The organism is Hymenobacter citatus, from assembly GCF_014333615.1.
Classification (GTDB): domain Bacteria; phylum Bacteroidota; class Bacteroidia; order Cytophagales; family Hymenobacteraceae; genus Hymenobacter; species Hymenobacter citatus.
Map to the genome: position 1 here is coordinate 1 of NZ_JACSCY010000024.1, position 18301 is coordinate 18301.

Genomic DNA, 18301 nt, shown 5'->3' on the forward strand with positions numbered 1-18301 from the left:
AGCAAGTCGATCAGGTGGTAGCGCTGCCAGCACCTAACCCATTTCGTTGGCTCCTACTCTACTTTTGCAACAGCCACATTGCTTATAGCTGCCTTCTTGGAAAAATGAAGGTTTTGGGCTACCTACCCAGCTGGTTGATTACGTGGTACTTTGGCGGGGGACTAGGCTCCGGTTTAGGAGTTTACGAAACTCATCTACTTGGCGCGTTTCATAAACTTTGAATCATGGACAGGTTTCTTAAACGCGCGCTGCCCCATTGGAGCTAACTGGCCACCAAGTGCCGAGCTGATTTCTACCGTTCAGAGAAAGGAGGGTACTCGAACTACGCGAGTGGCCCGTTTTCGCTGACCCGGCCGACGCCCAAGCCCGTGTCGCCGAGTATTTTGACTACTATAATCACGACCGGCTACACTCCAGCATTGGGTATCAAAAGCCGTATCGCATTCACCAACAACTTCTTCCAACTGCTACCCTAAACTGTCCATCCTAATCGGACCACCTCCTTATTTCTTTTTGGTGGAGCCTTGGACAGCCGATTCGGTGGGCCGGCTGTTACAGGAGAGCACTTGCTTCTTTACACCTTTCTAATGCGTTGCTCTATGGACCTGCACTTCGTTCGCCGCGGCACCGGCCGTCCCCTGTTACTGGTTCACGGCATCGGCGGCAGCTGGCGGTCCTGGAACACGATTATCGACGCCCTGGCCGCCGAGCGGGACGTCATTGCCGTCGATTTGCCCGGCCACGGCGAAACGCCCCAGCTGGCCGGCTTGAACTCCATCGGCACATTTGCCGATGCCCTCACGGCCTTTCTTACGCAACATGACCTGCTCGGCATTGATGCCGTGGGCAGTTCGATGGGCGCGCGGCTGGTGCTGGAACTGGCGCGGCGCGGCGGCGTGCTCGGCGCGGTGGTGTCACTGGACCCGGGCGGGTTCTGGCAGGGCTGGCAGATTCCGGTCTTCTACCATTCGGTGGCGGTGTCGGTGAAGCTGGTGAAGGCCCTGCAGCCGGTGATGCCCGCGCTGGCCGGCTCGGCGGTGGGGCGCACGGTGCTGCTGCCACAGTTTTCGGCCCGGCCCTGGGCCGTGGATCCGCAGCTGGCCCGCGACGAGATGTACTCTTTCGCCCACTCGCCCGCCTTCGACGAGTTGCTCGACCAGTTGGCGCACGGCCAGGTGCAGCGGCCCGCGCCTGCGGGCAGCATCCCTGGGCCGCTGGTCATCGGCTGGGGCCGGCAGGACCGGGTATGCCTGCCGAGCCAGTCAAAGCTGGCGCTGGTGAAGTTCCCCGATGCGCGTCTGTACTGGTTTGCGCACTGCGGCCACTTTCCGCAGTGGGACCAGCCCGCCGAGGCTACGCGGCTGATTCTGGCCGTCACCAGCCGGCAGCCTTTCACCGATGAATCAATTGCTCGGGCGAAACCAGAGGAGGCCGCCCCGGCGTTGCCCAAAGCCGCCGTCGTGGGGGCCGCGCTGGCGCTGCTGGCCGGCGGCAGCTGGCTGCTCGCATCGCGGCAGAAAAGGGGGCGGTAGCACGACGAGGAACCGGCGCAGGCCCTTCGGCTACCCTCACATTTACGCATGAAGTGCCTGGCGGGGGGAACGGCCCGGTATGCCGAATGGTGCGGCGCTGGGATACTGGAGAGCTCCAGGAGCTATGGTTGACTACTGAATCCGGCGTCCGCATTCGGTCACGGGGGCCAAAGGAAGCCGAACGTAACCCGTCTGCCCTGCACCCACCAACCCAGAAACCCGACATGCTGGTATTACTGGCAAGCAGGCACTCTACTACGCCTGCAAAATGGCTTTCAGACAACCACTATAGTTCAGCCAAACGGTGATTTGAGTAAACTGAAGGCCTCATAACATTTAGTAAAGGGTCGTTTACTAAATGTTATACGCCCTATCCTGCGGGTCCTTTCTTTCCCCCACTGCCCCTCCCGCATGTCGGGCCCCCCTATCCGTTACGTTCCTTACTATAGAGTCTCGACCCTGAAGCAAGGCCAGTCCGGCCTGGGCCTGGAAGCCCAGCAAGCCGCCGTGCACGCCTTCGTCACGGAGCCTGCGCAGCTGCTGCCCGCCTACGTGGAAGTGGAGAGCGGCAAGAAGAACCAGCGCCCGCAGCTACTCGCCGCTATCACGGAGGCCCGCCGGGTAGGGGCCACGCTACTTATTGCCAAGCTTGACCGGCTCTCGCGCAACGCGGGGTTCATCTTCGCCCTGCGCGATTCGGGGGTGGAGTTTCAGTGCTGCGACATGTCCGACGCCAATACCTTGACCGTCGGACTGTTCGCCGTGCTGGCCCAGCACGAGCGCGAGACCATCAGCAAACGCACCAAAGACGCACTGCAAGCCAAGAAGGCCCGCGGCGCCGTGCTCGGCACGCCGGCCAACCTGACAATGGCCGTCATTGCGCACAGTCGCGCCATTCGCACGCAGAACGCGCAGCAGCACCAGGCTAACCGGCAGGCGGCGCGGCTGGCCTCGCTGTTCTCCGCGCAGGGACATACCTTGCAGCAGATCGCGCAGGAGCTCAACGAGGCGGGCTATCGTACGAGGAGGGGGAAATTGTTCTTTCCCATGTCCGTGCAGCGCCTGCTCAAGCGGACCAGTGGGGCGACGTAGGCTCCGTATCTTTGCCTGATGGGACACTACACCGATGCACCTGAAGACAACCTACTTGGGTTAACTAGTAAAGAGGCCCTCAACGAACAGGAAGCCCTCGGCATCACCCGCGTAGAGCGCTACTTACTGGAAGAGTTAGAGTATCCGGTGACTGTGTCGGTACATCTGCTACAGGATCTGCACCGTCAAGCGTTTGGGCATCTATATGAGTGGGCAGGGCACTGGCGCACGAGCGTTCCCAACGTTGGGGCCTATGTACCTCCAGAAGCGCACCGGGTACCGTTGCTACTCTACGAATTCATGGATGAATTGCAGCACCGACGCCAGCAATTGCCGGCAGTTCCTACCCAGGAGCAGGTCGCGCAAGTACTGGCGTATGCGCATCACCGGCTGGTGGCCATTCATCCCTTTACCAATGGCAACGGGCGTACGGCACGCCTGTTTACGAATATGCTAGCCTATGACTACGGCTACCAGGACGTAATACTGTACCAGCGCGAAGCGGGGCAGAGCCGCACCCAGTATTTAGACGCCATCCGACAAGCAGACGCTTATCATTGGGAGCCCTTGCAGGGCCTGATTAGCGCACAGTTGCGGCCGCTGGCGTAAGGGGCGTGGCTTTAGTTTGCTCGTAGAGGGCTTCCAAGCGCTCCAACGAAACGGTCTGATTCTCCAGCGCCATGGACGCATACACCGAGCGCACCACCATCGTCTTGACAAGGGCCGGATTCTGTAGCTGCGGATAACGGTCGCGTAGTTTCATAATCAAGGGGAGAAGCACTCGTCTTACTACTACGAAGATAAGCAGAAAGTTCAGGGACTTCGCCGCCCGTGTACTTGCTACCGCCAGCCAAGTCATGCCAATGCGCGCTTCTTTTAGTAAGCAAGTACAGCCCGTATCTTCCTGCCCTGCTTACTTCCCTTGGTCTCTACAACAACCCTATGTGTTTTCTTTTCGTCTTGCTCGTGACGCTTTACGGGGGCTGGTTCCCGCTTCCCATGCAGGCACAAGCCGTTCGCAACCAGACGCCACGCGTAACGAAACACCATCTGTTGGCAGGATCCAGCAAGCGTGTATTCTACCAACTACCCGCCGCAACGTCTGAGCCCCACGGGCTGCTAGTATTACTACCGGGTAGGGGAGAGAAGGCCCACACCGTCTTCCAAGCAACTCGCTTACCCAACGAAGCCGCCCGACGCGGCTTTCTGGTCGTCGTCATCGATTTGCACGAGCAAGTGTATCTAGGTCCGCTGGAAACGCGCGTTCTAGATGAGACGATCCGCACCGTCGTGCAGCAGCACCCCGCGCTGGCCCAGCGCCTCGTGGTAGGCGGCTTTTCCGCTGGCGGGCAACTGGCGTTTGCCTACGCCGAAACCGTGCTGCGCGACAGCACGCAGCGCCCGTGGCGCGTGCAAGCCCTGCTCGGCGTGGACCCTCCCCTGGACTTAGCCCGGCACTGGCAACGAGCGCAACGCCACGTCGAGCAGCGGGACTGCCCGACCCTGCTGCCGGGTGACCAACGCATTGTGGCGGAGCTCACCCAGACGTTTGGGGGTACACCGGTGCAGGTTCCGGCAGTCTACCAGGCCCGCTCGGCCTACACCCGCAGCGATTCGACGGGCGGCAACGCCTCCTACCTGCGGGCGCTGCCCGTGCGCTTGTACTGCGAGCCCGACCTGGCCTTCTGGCAGCATCACTACTGCGCCACGCTGCAAGCCTCGGATTTCAACGCGCCGGATGCCAAGTCTTTGATCCTGCGCTTGCAGAAGCTCGGCAACCGGCAGGCGCAGTATATCCAGACCACGGGTAAGGGCTATGTAGGCAAGCACCGCATGCCCCACGCCTGGAGCATTGTGGATGCTAGTGACTGCGCTCTGTGGCTGGAGCAGGTCATTACCCAGTAGTGGGTAGTAAGAAGGCGTTATAGTAGCAGCGAAGCAGGCAAGGTACCGCACAAGCGTGGCCTCAGTCCTTGCTTGCACCAGTCCGGCGAGTGTCAAATACCTCGGTACTGGACGCTGGCTATCAGCGGCGTAGTTCCTCCCAAAGCATCGAACCTATTCCGATGAGCAGCCAGAGATAGAGGAATAAATATGCCCAGCCGGATAGCGGACGGTAGCGCGTCATCGAAAGGTAGCGACGCAGCAACAGGTAATAGTGCATAATGCGTAAACAGCAACCGCTCGGCCACGTGGCTGGCGTTTGCTTGGCAGGGAGGGTTAGTGCGTGCGGTCTTCCCGCACGATCAGCACGTCCGCCATGGTGCGGTCCGGCAGCTTATAGCGCAGTAGCCCCTGCGTGGCGCGCAGTAGATTCTGGTAGGCTTCGTCCGCCGTGGTGCCGTGGGAGTTAATACCCGTAATCTCTAGAATGCGGCCCAGGTAACTGGTCTGGTCACGGACAATCTCGGCGGTCAAGGGAACACGTTGCATACAAGAAGGAGTAAAGAATAGTTGTATGGCTACAAAGCGTATGTAAAGTATACAACTTGTCGTGAGTAGTAACTGACAGCTAATCGGTTAGCAATATATGTACCAACATTAAACCTTTTATAGGTATACGGGATGCAACCCCTAACTCATTCCCAGTAGTGAACGGCGCTGCGTACAGCACTACTTGCCCATCTCGCTGTGCGACGCGGGCAAGTAATGCTTCTTTCTGGTAGTTTTGAGACGCTAACTTTCTAGCGTATATGCCGCACTCCATTCAACCCATCTACTTTGAGAATGCTGTCGGGCGCATCACCGAGCACGCAGCCGGCTATGCGCTAGTGCGCTACCACCCGGTCAAACGCGAGCCCGCGGAGTTGCGGGCCTTGCTTACGCACCTAGGCAACTTGCTGCTCCGCCGCAATTGGCAGCGCATCCTAGTGGATATGCAAGCCATGGAGCCGCTGTCCACCCCCGAAAAGATGCTGCTCATGGAAGAGTGGTATGGTGGCCACATCCCGCGGCCGGAGCGCCTCTGTACGGCCTACGTACTGGCCGAGAAAGCCTTGACGCGCCTGTCCATCTACGAATTGCAACAAGAGGCCCGCAAGCATCACTCCTCGAATGCGTTTACCAGTTTGGATGAAGCGCATGCCTATTTGCTCACGTATCGGTAGCTATATATGATACCTGCGCTATGCAGACGCCCCTGCTACAGAAGCGAGCTAGACAGTTAAAGCTTATGGGTAGGTACTAGCCGCTCGACGTAGTGCGCTAGGCTCGCGATGAAGGCATCGGTGTCAGGCGTGATGGGTCGCTGCTCCCACGGGAGATAGAGCGGTGGGCTGTTTCGCCCAGCAGGCCAGAGCGGGGACGCTAGTTGCTGTTCTACTTCCACCAATTGCTCGCTTAGCTCCACCCACTGGGGCGCCGGCTGACCATCGGCATACGGCAACAACAGACGCAGGTGCAAGAGTTGCATCACCACGCGGGCCAACTGTTGCAAGCGGTGCTGCTCTACATCGCTCCATTCGCACACGCGCCGATGTTAAAGCCAGCGTCCGTTTGCAGCGGCTGCGCGGCGTAGAAGCGCATCTGATACGCTTGCACCAGCGGCAGTTGAGTCAGCGTAGGGGCCTGCTGCTCTAAGTCCCGGTACACCGTTGGCTCAGATTGCAGAATGGCTCGGGCGCAGACGCTTTCCTGCCGGGCCACGCGCCGGGGCCGGGGCATGCCCGAGTCGGCCTTCACCCACAGCTGCTGCGCATCGACCAAGGCGATAAAGACAATGGGCGCCTCAAATAGAAGAGCCACTAGGCGCGCAAGCTCGTCGAAGACCGAGTCCGGCGTGGCCTTCAGCTGCTCATAGGGCTGACTGTTCAAGAGCATCGGCAGTGAATGGGGTGAACAGATTCACGAGATTGCCATCTGGGTCGCGGAAGAGCAGCGAGCGGTTGCCCCAAGGCATGGTAGTAGGCTGCTGTACCAGCGTGTCGCGCAACCAGTCAGCCAGCCGCTGGTAGACGGCGTCTACGTCGGCTACGCGAAACTCCAGGATGGCCGAGCGATTGGCGGCGGCCGTGGCTACCTGCTCCCCACCGAAGGGTGCCAGGGTGCTGGTATGGCCAATGGCCAGCGTGGCGCCTACCGTGCGCAGCTCGGCAAAAACAGGGACCGGGCGGCGAAAGGGTTGGTTAAACAAGTGCTCGTAAAAGCGCGTCAGGCGCTCCACATCGGCGGTGATGAGGCGGACGGAAGTGAAATGCATAGCGAGAGAAGTGTGTTCAGGTCGCAAAATTCTCCCCCGCCACTGACAACCCTATGGCAGTCGGTTTCGCCTGTCACCAACTTTTTCTGCAGGTGGTAGCTTCAGGCTTGCCAGGTAGTCGGTCAGCGACAACGGCGCGGGATTGGTGAAGGGCAGCCCCGTGGCCGTGAGGTGCTGCACCCGGGACACGCGAAACTCCCGGTAGGCCTGTCGCAGTTGGCACCACCCGACGAGCTGCCAGGCAAAATTGTAGAAGACCAGTCCAATCGGCTCGACGCGGCGGCGTGTCTCGTGGCCTGCTTTGTCGCGATAGGCCAGTTCGAGCACCTGCCGCTTGGCAATGGCCCCTTGCATGGGGGCCAGATACTGGGTATGCTGCTCCTGGTACTCGGGGATGGCTAGCTGCATGCCGTGGTCTAACTGCGCCAAGCAAGTCTGGTCGGGTGGGCGCAGCACGGCACGCACTTTCTGCAGGGCAGCGGTTACCAGCGGCTGGATGGAGCGGTCGGCTAGGGTGGCGCCCAGCGTTTCCAGCAGCAGTAGGGCACTGGCTTCTTCCGTCGAGAAGCTGACCGGCGGCAGAAAGTAGCCTGGCACGAGGAAATACCCTCGCCCCGCCTCGAAGCCAATGGGGATACCCTGCTCGTCTAGCGCCCGGATGTCGCGGTACACGGTGCGGACACTGATGCCAAACTGCGCGGCCATGCGCTCAGCGGGTACGTAGCGCTGGGCTTGCAGGAGGGTCACTAGGCCAAATAGGCGGTCGATACGGTTCATGGAGGAGCGGCTAACGGCTACTAAAGCGGTGACTGTAGGCAACGGTTTTCCCGAATCTGCTCGCCTTTAGTAGCGAATGATCTGGTTAACGTTTGTACCAAACTTTTAACCAAGGCCACCCCTCTCCTGCTCGCAAGACGTTGCTACTACCACGCACCGTGTACACCACTAAACCCGCCTCGTCAACCAGTACACAGCCCGCGACTTTATGCCCTTACAGTTCATGTCCTGGAATGAAGTGCTTTCAACGCGCTAGTATTTGCGGCTACAAGGTGTTGGTATACCATTAGGGAGACCACGCTTTTCTCCACCTGGTGACTGGCTCCCGCAGAGGGGAAACGTACACGCTGAATTACCAACCAACTAGCGGTAGCATAGTAGCGTTATCTCATTTCCCGCTGTTAAAGAACCAACAGGGATATCCGTAGACTTGCCTGATGCTTCAAGCAGTCACGCCCGTCGAGAGTTTATCCAATAGTCCATTGAGTACTCGGGCTTCCTCGACAGTAATGCTCTTGAGGAGGTCGTCCAGGGACGCCATTCTAGTATCAATCTCGCTGAGCACGGCCAAGCCCTGAGCGGAAATCACCACATCAACCAGGCGCTTGTCGGCGGTGCTTGGGGTTTTAGTTACCAAGGCTTTGGTTGCCAGCCGGTCCACCAGACGCGAGGTGTCACTCATCTTGGAGTCTATCATGCGCTCCCGGATTTCCTGCGTGCTGATAGCGTAACCATGCTGCCCGCGCAGGATGCGCAGGATGTTGAACTGGGGCTGGGTGATGCCAAAAGGCTCCAGCAAGGTATTTATTTCAAAGCGCAGCCAGCCCGAGACGCGCAGTAGGTTGGTTCGCAAGTGGTGCCAGTCGTTGAGGTAGGGTCCGTTCATGGGTGCAAATTTGGTTTTTTTAGCCAGCAGCTGCACCGCGGGCGGGCCGCAGCAAACCCAAACGGCCAGCATTATGCAAGTGCTCCCTTCTGCGGGCGGCTCGTTGGCTACTTCTTGCCGGCGGGGGCAGCTTCCTTGGCTTTGGGTTCGGCAGCCGTTTAGCTTCGGATCGGCTTCGGTCTGCTGGCGCAGGTCCACGGTCTGCGTTTTGGTCAGCCCGTGCATTAGGCCCAGCTGCGTGTGGGCCGACACGCAAATGAAAGAAGCGGACTATTGCTGTTGCAAACACTTATTTCGGCCTAACGCTGCAGCGAGGCGGGGCACCTGGCTGCAGCGTTGCGGTGTTGGCGGCAAACTAAGCTGGCAGGGCTTCTAGCTTCTGAGCGGCGGGGAAATCGACCGGAATGCGGGTGATGTTGTGCAGGTAGTTGGCGAAGGTTTTATCAGCCACCAGGGCTACTAGGTCCACCAGACCTTTTTCGTCGTAGCCTAGGGCGAAGAAGTCTTCGAGCAACTGGGCCTCGGGGCGGCCGTGATTTTTAGTGATGCTAGCAGCGAGGCGAGTGATGGTGCTCAGGCGAGTATCGGCGTGACTACCGGCGCGCAACTGCACGGTGTCGTCCTCCGAAAAGCCGTTCATTTTGCCGATGGCAGTGTGCGCGGCCTGGCAGTAGGAGCAGCCGTTAACTTCCGAAACGGCCAGGAACACGGCTTCGCGCTCTTTGGCTGTGAAGCTGCCTTTGGCCTGCGCGTTCTGGAAAGCCAGGTACGAAGTCAGCGCATTCTCGGAGTAACCGATGGTGGCGTAAAGGTTAGGCACCATGCCGAAAGCGCTCTGCATGTGGTCGAATACCCCTTGTACGGTGGGGGTTACTTGCTCGCGGGTTGGGACTTGGAAGGTACGCATGAGGGTGAGGGGTGAGGTAATTGATGAATGTGATGATGCAAAGATAGCGTACTCAATGTTATAAACTTCAATGTTGTAAACATTATTTTGAAAGGGGTGAAATACTTCTCCTTCTGCTCAACCTATCACTGGTAGAATTTCTTTATGCGTAGACCCAAAGCCGCCTAGTTCTGAGGGGTAACCCGACCGACTCTGCCCTGGTGCAGAAAAAGCGCCGACTCGAAGCCCAAGGCTTCTCCGTCACCATCGAAGAAGCCAAGCCTACGGACAATCCCTTACTTACCATCGGCGATCAGGTCTTCCGGCAGCGCCACAAAGGCCAGCGTCTGCCAGCGTTTGCCCTACGAGACGTCACGGGCCAGTGGGTGCGCTCCCAGGACCTAGTCGGCAAGCGCGTGCATCTGAACTTCTGGAGCACGACCTGCGCCCCCTGCATGCAGGAATTTACGGACCTGAACGCCTTACAACAGAAGTACCAAACCCAGGGCTGGGTATTTCTGGCGTTTGCTCCCGAGCAGGAAAAGCTCGTCAAACGCGTGCTCGCGCAGCATCCGCTGGGTTATACCGTTATGGCGGGCGCGAAGGACTACTACCAACAGTTGGGGATTGATGGCTACCCGAAAAACTTCTTTGTAGACTGGGACGGTACTATTGTGGAAGTGACCGATGGCACCGTGTCGATTCGCGATGCGACGGGCAAGCTGACGCCGGATAATGTTCGCTTTTATGATCGAATCATGGCCGCAATGCAGTAAAGATGCGAGGTGTTGATAGTTGCTTTATAGAATGAGCAAGCCCCTCACATGAGGGACTTGCTGTGTTAAGCATGCCTAGAAGTAAAGAGATTCTGCCTACTATTAAGCTGTACTTACTGCTTTCAATGGCCTTTTAAGATGCTTTTCACGCTTCGCCCCTGGACCCTAGCCGACCTGCCTCACCTGGTGCACCATGCCAATGACTGGGAAGTAGCCCGCTACCTGATTGACGCCTTCCCGCACCCCTACACCGAAGCGGACGGGCAGGCTTACCTGGCGTTTGCCACCAGTCCGGAGATGTCCCGCTGCATTTTCGCCATTGAGGTGGCAGGCCAAGCAGTGGGCAGCATTGCCTTGCACCCCCAAGCCGATATTCACCGCCGAAATGCCGAGCTGGGGTATTGGTTGGCGCGGCCCTTCTGGGGACAGGGCATCAGCACCCAGGCCGTCCGGCAAATGGTAGACTACGGCTTCGAAACCTTTGCCCTCACGCGCATCTTCGCGCGGCCTTTCGGCACCAACCACGCCTCGCACCGCGTGCTGGAGAAAGCCGGCTTTACGTTGGAAGCTCGATTCCCGCATACCTTATGCAAGAACGGCAAAGTACTGGACGAATGGGTGTATGGGGTACGGCGTACCGGGCATTCGGTACCGGCTTAGGCGTTTAGTCAGGCACCATCATGGTATCTGCCTTCGGCAGGAATTCGACAGCGTATTTTAATAGAAGTCTCTTGCAACTACAGCCCGTATAATAAGCTCCTGGCTATATGAAAAAGACGCTACTCTTGCTCTCGGCTACGGCCCTGCTTTCCTCGGCCACCTGCAGCCAAACGGATACGGATCCAGAACCCGCTGTGCAGCCTGCAGCTTGTTCCCTCGCACCAGAGGCCGGTATATGCAATGCCGCCTTCATACGCTACTACTTCGATCCGCGAGACAAGAAGTGTAAGCCTTTCACCTGGGGCGGCTGTGGAGAGGTGCCTTTCAATACGCTGAAAGAGTGCCAAGACTGCGGGTGCAAGTAGTACGGCGGGCAACGTGCCTGTTCTACGATCCGGATTGGGCACCCGACTACTCTCCGACTCCACTCATAGATCCACACAATCCAAGCGGTTGCTGTAGACGCTTCCCACCGGGAAACACCACTCATCAGATAGGGAGAATACGTTTTTTCTCTATTCGTGACTGGATTCCATAGACGGCGGGAAGTGCACCCGTACGGTAAAGCCGGTGGCTTAGTCCACAGTGGCCTGCGGCGGCGCCGACGGGGTGGGCACCATCACTTTGTCGACCACCCCTACTTAGGCGTCGGGCGTTACGCTCACGTCGCCTAAGTAGGGGTGGTTGAGGGCCACAATTAGGAAAACCATCAGCCCCACCATCATGGCCACCAAGCCCGTGAGCAAGGCGTGCAGGCGGTAGCTGACGACTACAAAGCCAAAAGAAAAGCCAATGGTAATCAAGCCCCCCAACAGGACGGCGGCCCACAGCACGCCCGGCACGCCGTTGCTCAGGCTTTCGATGCGCTGCCGCCGCAGCTCCACTAAGTGGTTGAACGCGTCGATAGCGGCGCTGTGCAGCACTTGTTCAGTAAGAGAATAGATCTGGGTGTGGAGCAAGCGCTGTTGAAAATCAGTGAATACCAGCCGCTCGGTATCATTGGCCATACCCCGCCGCTGCGCCGGCCACGATTGCTGCACGATGAACGTGGTGTAGCCGCGCAGCTCCCGCTGCAAGGGTCGACCTACACTGTCGGGGTAGCCGCTCAGGTCACGGTAGAGCACGGCCAGGGTAGCGGCTTCCTGCGAGGCAATGCCGGCCGCGGTGGAGTAGTTTTGCCAGGTAGCTACCGTGAGTAAACCCAGCGTGAGGCCGTAGAGCACCGTGACGCCCGAGAAAAACCAGCCCACGGTTCCGTTGTCGATAAGCGTCGTTAGTCGGCTGCGATGCAGGCGGCGGTGCGTCAGGCGCAACCCCAACAGAGACAACCCCACGGCTAGGCCCATGATGAGCACAGCCAGCAGCCAGGAGGGCATTTCGTACAGCCAAATCATATAGCGCAAGGTTGAGTCCACGGAGTACAGCGCGGCCTCCCAGGTAGAGCCAAGTTCCATGGTAGGAAAGAGTAGAGCCCACCCGAGTATCGCTCCGGGCCGGTTAGCGCTATTCTACTGTAGGTTGAACCGTTTGGTTGTGCGCTACCAATTTACCAAGGACACAATATCTTGGCGGTGATTTCTTCACCCAGTACTACACTATTGCAGCTGACAACTGGCTATGTCCGCACGATTCATACGCGAAGGCAACTAGCCTGCTCCAGTGCCTGCCATATCCATCCACTACTTGAATATGTCTCTTGTGGAAGTAAACCACCCATTAGGTAGGGAGAACACGCTTTTCTCTACCTTGTGCCCAGCTCCCGAAGACGGGAAGCGCGCAGGGCTATGTCACATCCCTTACGAGAACACCTGGAGCAAGTAGTCCCGCTCACAGACGAAGAGTTTGCGCTGGTGCTTTCCCAGTTCAGTTGTCGCCGCTTTCGCAAGCACCAGTTTCTACTTCGAGAAGGGGAACGCGCGCCGCATATCTACTTCGTGGTGCAGGGCCTGCTCAAACTCGTGCACACCGACCCGGCCGGCCGCGCGCACATTGTTTCGTTTGCCCTGGAAGACTGGTGGGAAGGCGACTTTGCGGCCTATCTAACGCAAACCCCGGCCACACTGTCCCTGCAATGCGTGGAGGCTACAACGGTTTGGTGTCTACCGCTGGCCGGCTACCAGCAGCTCTGCGCCCGCCTACCCTCAATCACCTATTTTTTCATGGTCAAGTTTGCCCGCGGCGGCCTGGCGGCCCAGCAGCGCATTCTCTCGCTGCTTGCCCTGCCGGCCAAGGAGCGGTATGAGCGGCTGCTGCACCAGTATCCCACCTTACCCCAGCGGGTTTCCAAAACGCAGTTGGCCGCCTACCTGGGCGTCTCGCGCGAAACCTTGAGCCGGCTGGCCGAGCAACGTCACCCCCGAAAATAGTGCGGTAGGTCACAGGTGGTGCGTAAAAATCGGGGGGACCTTTGCCCCATACTTTCACGCCTTCACCAATGGAAAAGCGAATAATCAATCCCTGGCAGTGGCAGCAGCAGAGCGCCTATCATCAGGCCATCGAAGTACGGCAACCGTCCGCCACCCTCTACTGCGCCGGTCAGGCCGCCATCGATGCCGACGGCGTCCCCAGCACGGGCGATATGCGGGCTCAGTTACAACAAGTACTGAGCAACGTGGAACAGGTCGTCACCGCTGCCGGTTACCAGTGCCGCGACATCGTACAGCTGCGCGTCTACACCACGGATACGGCGGCGCTGTTTGGCCCGGCAGGCTGCTTCGACGTGTTCACCGAGTGGGTCAGCCGCCACGCCATTCAGGCGGCGGCCACTATGGTAGAAGTTACTTTTCTAGCGTATGAAGGGCTAAAAGTAGAGGTGGAAGCCATTGCGGTGCGCTAATCAGCCGGCCTGTCAACTCCGCACATTGAAGCAAGTGGCCGCTCGGTTCAAGCGGACGAAACCGAAGAAGGTCCGGCCATGACTTGACACCCTGGCAGCACTTTCCTTATTGCGATCAACAGATAACGGCTACGCCTCCTAAACAGAAAAAGCCCCTCATACGAGGGGCTTTTTCTGTTTAATGGATGGTGTCCAGTAGCGGAACTTACATGGGCTGCATAAGCTACCCTAACGCACGCTTTACTGAAACGCGGCCCGCAACTGCGAAGCGGCGAGTTCCTGTGCCTGTTGTGCCTTGGGTACGACGGCATAGGTACCAAAAAACTCGTGCGTCGTGCCGGGGTAAAGCATGTAAGTCGTATTCACATTGGCCGCCGTGAGCTTGTCGGCGAGTTGCTTGCCCTCGGTTTGCAGTGGGTCGATCTCAGCCGCGATGATGGTCGCCGGTGGCATGCCCTGCAGATTCGCCACGTCGGTCAATGAAATCAGGCGGTTGTCGCCATCAGCTGGTGAGTTGAAGTAGTTGGTGGTGAAATACACAATGTTGGGCCGGTTCAGCGGCACGGCATCGGCGTACTGGTTGTAGGAGGCGGTCGTCAGGTCGTTGTTGGCCACCGGGTACACCAGCAGCTGGTGCACAGGCAGGGCTAGGTTGCGCTCCTTGGCCAGCAGGCACACGGCCGCGGCCATGTTGCCGCCGGCACTTTCGCCGGCGACGGCTACTTTAGCTGCGTTGCCGCCAATGCTGGCGGCGTTGTCTTTCACCCACTTATAGGCAGCATAAGCATCCTCGTGCGCAGCCGGGAATTTGGCTTCCGGCGACAAACGGTAATCCACCGATACCACAATAGCGTTGGTATTGGCGGCCAGGGCCTTCGCTGACGGCTCATACACGTCCAGCGATCCGATCACCCAGCCCCCGCCGTGGTAGTACATAATGACGGGTAGCGTACCGGTGGCGCCCGCTGGTTTATAGATGCGCACCAGCACACCATCCGGAGCCGAGCCCGTGGTGTACGCAGCCGGGAGGACTTTTTGCATAACCGTCACGTTGGGGGGCGTGGGCGACTGGTCGTTTTTCTTGAGCAAATCGTTCACGGCGTTGGTGACGCTAGGGGCCATGCGGGCCTGTCGGGGCGAGAGAGTCGGCAGCGGGGGCGTGCCGTAGCTGATAAACTGCTCGATCACAGCCAGCATCTGTGGGTCGATGGTCGGCGCGTAGGCCGGAGCGGAGCCCTGGGGTTGAATCAGGTCATCGGGGCTGACGTCGTTGTCGTCGTTGCAGGCCGTCAGTGAGAGTGCGGCGACGGCCAGCAGCAAGGCGGGGCGTGCAAGCCACCGCAGGGTAGGAGAGGAAGGAAGTACAGAGAGCATATGAGGAGAGAAAAGTAGTAGGGGGTAAACGAGAAAACCTATGGGGAGTTGTCTGCTGACTCACCCCTACCATTGTCGTATGCTGTACTTATTTGCAGAGCCAATCGAAACCAGCACCCCATGCCGTTTCGTACGAGCGATACACCCTCAACTATTTCCATGTCTCCTTCCTACGTTCGCTTCGCCGACGGCGTCGAAGAAATCCAGCCCAACGAAGAACAGCTCGCCACGGAAACCGTCGAGTCGATGGCGCGGGTAAACCGCCTGATGTTCGAGAAGCACCGCCACGCCATCCGCGATGCCCACGCCAAGAGCCACGGCATTTTGCGCGGCGAACTGCACATATACCCTAACCTGCCCGAGCACCTAGCCCAGGGCATGTTCAAGGAAGCGAACGTTTACCCCGTCATCATTCGGTTGTCCACGTCGCCGGGCGCCATCCAGCCTGACAGTCAGCCGGCCGTGAAAGGCTTTGCCCTGAAAATCATCGGAGTAGAAGGCAAGAAATTTCTACCCGAAGAGGCGGATGCCCTCACGCAGGATTTTTTGCTGGTCAATGACACCATCATTCCGACCGGTGACGTGAAAAGCTACCACGACATGCAACTGCGCATTGAGAAGCTGGCGCACGGCCCCGAGCTATTGCAAACCGCGATCAACAAGGTAGGCGTCTTAGCCGATAAGGCCTTAGAGGTTGTGCAGGACTTAGGCGGCCCGAAAAAAGAGGTCAACATGGTGGTGCAGGCGCACCCTAACCGGCATATCCTGGGCGAAACCTACACCACGCTCGGTGCCATCCGCTACGGCGACTACGTGGCCAAGATGGGCGTTGCCCCGCTCTCCGAGAACCTCAAGGCCTTAGCGGGCAAAGAAATGGATGTGAGCGAGCCCGGCGCCTACCGCGATATGGTGGTAGACTTTTTCCGCACTCAGGGCGCCGAGTACGAGTTGCGTGCGCAGCTCTGCACTGACCTGCAGGCCATGCCCGTGGAAGATGCTTCCATCGACTGGCCCCAGGACCAGAGCCCCTACCAGGCACTGGGCAAACTCGTGCTGCCGGCGCAGGATGCGTATAGCCCCGCCCGCCGCGTGTTTGCCGATGATGTGCTGTCGTTCAACCCCTTCCACTGCCTGCCCGAGCACCTGCCGCTGGGCTCCATCAACCGCGTCCGCATTAAAGCCTACGAAAGCTCCGCCGCCTACCGCCACCACCTGAACGCCCAGCCTCACCGCGAACCGCAGGATATTAATGAGCTGCCGGACTAAACAGCTAGACGAATCATCTAATGCTCTCTATCAGAAAGCCCCTCATACAAGGGATGGTCGTTAACCAGTAGTGGCAACCAGCAAGGCCGCGCGTTGCTAGCGCCGACCCATTCGAAACCATCTTCCAGTAGGTCTGCTGCCAGCAGCGAGGGATAAAGGTACTTGAAGCGATTGCAAGGCCGCTAGTACGCCGCCTGGAATGCGACGACCACACCCAAGCTGAAAACTGGTTCAAGGTTTTGGGAGCCTGTGGTCGCGCGTGCAAACGGACATGCTGCTAGACCGCTTCGCCTCCGCCACCAAGGCGTAAGCCGAAACTAGCCACCTATTCTGACTTCTACAACTACCTAGGCTATGAGTGCCCACATCGCTTTGCATAACAAACGCTCCTAAGCAACACCCCACGCTGTCTCACCTAACGCGACTACCTCAGTATAGAGAGAAGTATTTTATGCCTACTCTTCTATTATATTTTACGCGAACTGAAGCTTAGTTACGATAACGTTAACCAACGAGAGAATTTACTCAAAGTAAGCCCATGTTTTGAGCGACCCGGCAAGCTTCTATCGCACTGCTCACTTTTAGCTTTTGGAAGATGTTTTGTCGGTGCCGATGAACTGTATTAATACTCACAGACAACTTACTGGCTATTTCTTTGCTTCTGCTACCATGCTGAATCAATCCCAAAATCTCCTTCTCCCGCGAAGACAACTTATTGTCAAACTGCTGCTTGTCATAATCGATAACCTCAGCGGTCTTCGTGTTCACAATAACTCCTTGGGGAATGTCAAATTCTGGATGAGCATACAGCCTATCGTAAAGACAAAGCGCAAATCGTATGGCATCACCTTCAGGGCCTTTCAGGTAGAGAATACGGTGCCTTACGAAGACATAACTCCCCTCTTTGTTCTTGATTCCAAGCTTGCTTATAGCTTCGTAGTCAACGCGTTGTGTCACATCAATAGATTTCAACAACTGAAAGAACTGAAACTCCAGCCGGTATTTTCTTTGCAGGTCTTGGGGATGTATTCTGTTTAATAGCTCATCCTCCCATATCGACCTTATGGTTGTATTGTTTTCGTCCAGACCAAGCTGCTGCGCCACCCCACCTGGGTAGATGTAGCTTTGCCTGGTGTTGAAATCGGAAAGAACAGCTATACAATTTTCTATGGTGGCATACATTTGCGCAATGTGCTGGCAGGTTTCCAGTTGAACGCCTGCATCGTTCACCGCTTCGAAGCGCTGGGCAAGCAATTTTGTATCTAACAAACTTCGGCTGTTGTTCATCTAGGGGGGGTAGGGGAGTATCTGGGAAACGGAGGGCAAAAGGAAACGAATTTGTACGTTGCGCTGGTGGCTTTTAGGCCCCCGTTTGCCTTATGGTTGGTAGTTGCTACCCGTTGACTGTCTCATAAGGGCAAGGTATGACTCGCTGCTTTCCCGGCAACGCAAACGGCGCGTGTGGGTGCCTAAGCCAAGCAGTGACGTGGCTGCGGTGTCCTGTAGCTAACGCACGGGTTAGTAACGGCGTGGTCCACCGACGTGTTGGCTAGCCTGGCCGGCAGCTGACGGCGATAGGTAGCCAAGTGCTCCCCCTAGGTTAGCACCAGCAACCCCGTGCCGCGGCTAAAGGCTACCGCAGGCGCTTAGTGCCCCACCCGCACGCACCCGGATTGGCACCCTATCCTCGCAGGCGTCCCGTATGGGGCCAGCACTAGGTCGCTGTCGCGAAACGAGCGCGCCGCCCTAGCGGGGTCGCGGAACACGCCTTCGGGCGGACCCACGGCGCTCGGCGACGGGCCATTGAATAGGCATTCTCGCCCGTCCGCTGCATGGTTATTAAGTGCCATTTTGACCAGGCATTCCAGCCGCATACTCCCAAACCAGCCGTTCACACCCGCTGTAAAGTGGTTATTAATAACCATTGGCAGGGCCTTGTGCCGCTAATAGCTTTGCTGCTCTCTTGCGGGAAGCCGCTGGGCGAGCCCTGCGTGCAGCACTTGGCAGTGTGCTAGCCT

22 protein-coding genes and 1 pseudogene are annotated in these 18301 nt (G+C 58.1%); 12 read left to right on the top strand and 11 right to left on the bottom strand.

Going from position 1 to position 18301, the window contains the following annotated elements:
• Window positions 1-340: 340 nt before the first annotated feature.
• The 4 genes and pseudogenes from H8B15_RS21430 to H8B15_RS19690 form a co-directional block, all read left to right on the top strand.
• Window positions 341-490, top strand: a pseudogene (locus H8B15_RS21430) (integrase core domain-containing protein); the annotation flags it as partial.
• 109 nt (window positions 491-599) lie between these two features.
• Window positions 600-1532, top strand: a complete 933-nt coding sequence (locus H8B15_RS19680; protein ID WP_187321366.1) for an alpha/beta fold hydrolase — start codon at window positions 600-602, stop codon at window positions 1530-1532.
• Window positions 1533-1943: 411 nt separating this feature from the next.
• Window positions 1944-2624 carry a recombinase family protein gene (locus H8B15_RS19685; RefSeq protein WP_187321367.1) on the top strand — a complete coding sequence of 227 codons (681 nt, stop codon included), beginning with the start codon at window positions 1944-1946 and terminating at the stop codon, window positions 2622-2624.
• Window positions 2625-2642: 18 nt separating this feature from the next.
• Window positions 2643-3233: a Fic/DOC family protein gene (locus H8B15_RS19690; protein ID WP_187321368.1), complete on the top strand. Its 591-nt coding sequence runs from the start codon at window positions 2643-2645 to the stop codon at window positions 3231-3233.
• On the opposite strand, the gene H8B15_RS19695 is transcribed toward H8B15_RS19690, so the two are convergent.
• Window positions 3205-3387, bottom strand: a complete 183-nt coding sequence (locus H8B15_RS19695) for a hypothetical protein (protein ID WP_187321369.1) — start codon at window positions 3385-3387, stop codon at window positions 3205-3207. The genes H8B15_RS19690 and H8B15_RS19695 overlap by 29 nt on opposite strands.
• A 179-nt stretch (window positions 3388-3566) precedes the next feature.
• Here H8B15_RS19695 and H8B15_RS19700 point away from each other — a divergent pair, with 179 nt between their 5' ends.
• A complete protein-coding gene (locus H8B15_RS19700) occupies window positions 3567-4529 on the top strand; it encodes an alpha/beta hydrolase (protein ID WP_187321370.1) in 963 nt (320 codons plus the stop codon).
• A 315-nt stretch (window positions 4530-4844) separates the two neighbouring features.
• Here H8B15_RS19700 and H8B15_RS19705 read toward each other — a convergent pair whose 3' ends face one another.
• Window positions 4845-5057, bottom strand: coding sequence for a hypothetical protein (locus tag H8B15_RS19705; protein ID WP_187321371.1), 213 nt, complete (start codon window positions 5055-5057; stop codon window positions 4845-4847).
• A gap of 260 nt (window positions 5058-5317) precedes the next feature.
• On the opposite strand from H8B15_RS19705, the gene H8B15_RS19710 reads away from it, so the two are divergent.
• Window positions 5318-5731 carry a hypothetical protein gene (locus H8B15_RS19710; RefSeq protein WP_187321372.1) on the top strand — a complete coding sequence of 138 codons (414 nt, stop codon included), beginning with the start codon at window positions 5318-5320 and terminating at the stop codon, window positions 5729-5731.
• Window positions 5732-5787: 56 nt separating this feature from the next.
• On the opposite strand, the gene H8B15_RS19715 is transcribed toward H8B15_RS19710, so the two are convergent.
• From H8B15_RS19715 to H8B15_RS19740, 6 genes are all read right to left on the bottom strand, one after another.
• A complete protein-coding gene (locus tag H8B15_RS19715) occupies window positions 5788-6093 on the bottom strand; it encodes a hypothetical protein (RefSeq protein ID WP_187321373.1) in 306 nt (101 codons plus the stop codon).
• Window positions 6072-6443 (bottom strand): hypothetical protein, encoded by a 372-nt coding sequence (locus tag H8B15_RS19720; protein ID WP_187321374.1) that lies wholly within the window; start codon window positions 6441-6443, stop codon window positions 6072-6074. The genes H8B15_RS19715 and H8B15_RS19720 overlap by 22 nt, the downstream gene beginning before the upstream one ends.
• A complete protein-coding gene (locus tag H8B15_RS19725; protein ID WP_187321375.1) occupies window positions 6418-6822 on the bottom strand; it encodes a VOC family protein in 405 nt (134 codons plus the stop codon). Before H8B15_RS19725 ends, H8B15_RS19720 begins: the two co-directional genes overlap by 26 nt.
• Before the next feature lie 51 nt (window positions 6823-6873).
• Window positions 6874-7599, bottom strand: coding sequence for a helix-turn-helix transcriptional regulator (locus H8B15_RS19730; RefSeq protein ID WP_187321376.1), 726 nt, complete (start codon window positions 7597-7599; stop codon window positions 6874-6876).
• 442 nt (window positions 7600-8041) lie between these two features.
• Window positions 8042-8737: a MarR family transcriptional regulator gene (locus H8B15_RS21320; RefSeq protein ID WP_187321377.1), complete on the bottom strand. Its 696-nt coding sequence runs from the start codon at window positions 8735-8737 to the stop codon at window positions 8042-8044.
• A gap of 103 nt (window positions 8738-8840) precedes the next feature.
• Entirely contained in the window at window positions 8841-9392 is a 552-nt protein-coding gene (locus H8B15_RS19740) for a carboxymuconolactone decarboxylase family protein (protein WP_187321378.1), read from the bottom strand.
• 200 nt (window positions 9393-9592) lie between these two features.
• Here H8B15_RS19740 and H8B15_RS19745 point away from each other — a divergent pair, with 200 nt between their 5' ends.
• The 3 genes from H8B15_RS19745 to H8B15_RS19755 all read left to right on the top strand — a co-directional run bounded on the left by H8B15_RS19745 (window position 9593) and on the right by H8B15_RS19755 (window position 11172).
• Window positions 9593-10147 (top strand): redoxin domain-containing protein, encoded by a 555-nt coding sequence (locus H8B15_RS19745; RefSeq protein WP_187321379.1) that lies wholly within the window; start codon window positions 9593-9595, stop codon window positions 10145-10147.
• A 138-nt stretch (window positions 10148-10285) separates the two neighbouring features.
• Window positions 10286-10807, top strand: a complete 522-nt coding sequence (locus H8B15_RS19750; protein ID WP_187321380.1) for a GNAT family N-acetyltransferase — start codon at window positions 10286-10288, stop codon at window positions 10805-10807.
• 107 nt (window positions 10808-10914) lie between these two features.
• Entirely contained in the window at window positions 10915-11172 is a 258-nt protein-coding gene (locus tag H8B15_RS19755) for a BPTI/Kunitz domain-containing protein (protein ID WP_187321381.1), read from the top strand.
• A 276-nt stretch (window positions 11173-11448) separates the two neighbouring features.
• Here the strand turns inward: H8B15_RS19755 and H8B15_RS19760 are convergent, their stop codons facing one another.
• Window positions 11449-12261: a bestrophin-like domain gene (locus tag H8B15_RS19760; protein WP_187321382.1), complete on the bottom strand. Its 813-nt coding sequence runs from the start codon at window positions 12259-12261 to the stop codon at window positions 11449-11451.
• Between the two features lie 330 nt (window positions 12262-12591).
• On the opposite strand from H8B15_RS19760, the gene H8B15_RS19765 reads away from it, so the two are divergent.
• Window positions 12592-13173 carry a Crp/Fnr family transcriptional regulator gene (locus tag H8B15_RS19765; RefSeq protein ID WP_187321383.1) on the top strand — a complete coding sequence of 194 codons (582 nt, stop codon included), beginning with the start codon at window positions 12592-12594 and terminating at the stop codon, window positions 13171-13173.
• A 68-nt stretch (window positions 13174-13241) separates the two neighbouring features.
• On the top strand, window positions 13242-13643 hold the full coding sequence (locus tag H8B15_RS19770) for a RidA family protein (RefSeq protein ID WP_187321384.1): 402 nt from the start codon (window positions 13242-13244) through the stop codon (window positions 13641-13643).
• A gap of 240 nt (window positions 13644-13883) precedes the next feature.
• On the opposite strand, the gene H8B15_RS19775 is transcribed toward H8B15_RS19770, so the two are convergent.
• Entirely contained in the window at window positions 13884-15017 is a 1134-nt protein-coding gene (locus tag H8B15_RS19775; RefSeq protein WP_187321385.1) for an alpha/beta hydrolase, read from the bottom strand.
• A gap of 159 nt (window positions 15018-15176) precedes the next feature.
• On the opposite strand from H8B15_RS19775, the gene H8B15_RS19780 reads away from it, so the two are divergent.
• Entirely contained in the window at window positions 15177-16283 is a 1107-nt protein-coding gene (locus H8B15_RS19780; RefSeq protein WP_187321386.1) for a catalase family protein, read from the top strand.
• A 525-nt stretch (window positions 16284-16808) separates the two neighbouring features.
• On the opposite strand, the gene H8B15_RS19785 is transcribed toward H8B15_RS19780, so the two are convergent.
• The gene (locus H8B15_RS19785) at window positions 16809-17570 is read right to left on the bottom strand and encodes a helix-turn-helix transcriptional regulator (RefSeq protein ID WP_187321387.1); all 762 of its coding nucleotides are present in this window, start codon (window positions 17568-17570) and stop codon (window positions 16809-16811) included.
• Between the last annotated feature and the right edge of the window lie 731 nt (window positions 17571-18301).

What these genes read in the sequence shown, in the direction of transcription:
- H8B15_RS19680 (WP_187321366.1), top strand. Translation starts at nt 600, where the DNA reads ATGGACCTGCACTTCGTTCGCCGCGGCACCGGCCGTCCCCTGTTACTG.
- H8B15_RS19685 (WP_187321367.1), top strand. Translation starts at nt 1,944, where the DNA reads ATGTCGGGCCCCCCTATCCGTTACGTTCCTTACTATAGAGTCTCGACC.
- H8B15_RS19690 (WP_187321368.1), top strand. Translation starts at nt 2,643, where the DNA reads ATGGGACACTACACCGATGCACCTGAAGACAACCTACTTGGGTTAACT.
- H8B15_RS19695 (WP_187321369.1), bottom strand. Translation starts at nt 3,387, where the DNA reads ATGAAACTACGCGACCGTTATCCGCAGCTACAGAATCCGGCCCTTGTC.
- H8B15_RS19700 (WP_187321370.1), top strand. Translation starts at nt 3,567, where the DNA reads ATGTGTTTTCTTTTCGTCTTGCTCGTGACGCTTTACGGGGGCTGGTTC.
- H8B15_RS19705 (WP_187321371.1), bottom strand. Translation starts at nt 5,057, where the DNA reads ATGCAACGTGTTCCCTTGACCGCCGAGATTGTCCGTGACCAGACCAGT.
- H8B15_RS19710 (WP_187321372.1), top strand. Translation starts at nt 5,318, where the DNA reads ATGCCGCACTCCATTCAACCCATCTACTTTGAGAATGCTGTCGGGCGC.
- H8B15_RS19720 (WP_187321374.1), bottom strand. Translation starts at nt 6,443, where the DNA reads ATGCTCTTGAACAGTCAGCCCTATGAGCAGCTGAAGGCCACGCCGGAC.
- H8B15_RS19725 (WP_187321375.1), bottom strand. Translation starts at nt 6,822, where the DNA reads ATGCATTTCACTTCCGTCCGCCTCATCACCGCCGATGTGGAGCGCCTG.
- H8B15_RS19730 (WP_187321376.1), bottom strand. Translation starts at nt 7,599, where the DNA reads ATGAACCGTATCGACCGCCTATTTGGCCTAGTGACCCTCCTGCAAGCC.
- H8B15_RS19740 (WP_187321378.1), bottom strand. Translation starts at nt 9,392, where the DNA reads ATGCGTACCTTCCAAGTCCCAACCCGCGAGCAAGTAACCCCCACCGTA.
- H8B15_RS19750 (WP_187321380.1), top strand. Translation starts at nt 10,286, where the DNA reads ATGCTTTTCACGCTTCGCCCCTGGACCCTAGCCGACCTGCCTCACCTG.
- H8B15_RS19755 (WP_187321381.1), top strand. Translation starts at nt 10,915, where the DNA reads ATGAAAAAGACGCTACTCTTGCTCTCGGCTACGGCCCTGCTTTCCTCG.
- H8B15_RS19760 (WP_187321382.1), bottom strand. Translation starts at nt 12,261, where the DNA reads ATGGAACTTGGCTCTACCTGGGAGGCCGCGCTGTACTCCGTGGACTCA.
- H8B15_RS19765 (WP_187321383.1), top strand. Translation starts at nt 12,592, where the DNA reads ATGTCACATCCCTTACGAGAACACCTGGAGCAAGTAGTCCCGCTCACA.
- H8B15_RS19770 (WP_187321384.1), top strand. Translation starts at nt 13,242, where the DNA reads ATGGAAAAGCGAATAATCAATCCCTGGCAGTGGCAGCAGCAGAGCGCC.
- H8B15_RS19775 (WP_187321385.1), bottom strand. Translation starts at nt 15,017, where the DNA reads ATGCTCTCTGTACTTCCTTCCTCTCCTACCCTGCGGTGGCTTGCACGC.
- H8B15_RS19780 (WP_187321386.1), top strand. Translation starts at nt 15,177, where the DNA reads ATGTCTCCTTCCTACGTTCGCTTCGCCGACGGCGTCGAAGAAATCCAG.
- H8B15_RS19785 (WP_187321387.1), bottom strand. Translation starts at nt 17,570, where the DNA reads ATGAACAACAGCCGAAGTTTGTTAGATACAAAATTGCTTGCCCAGCGC.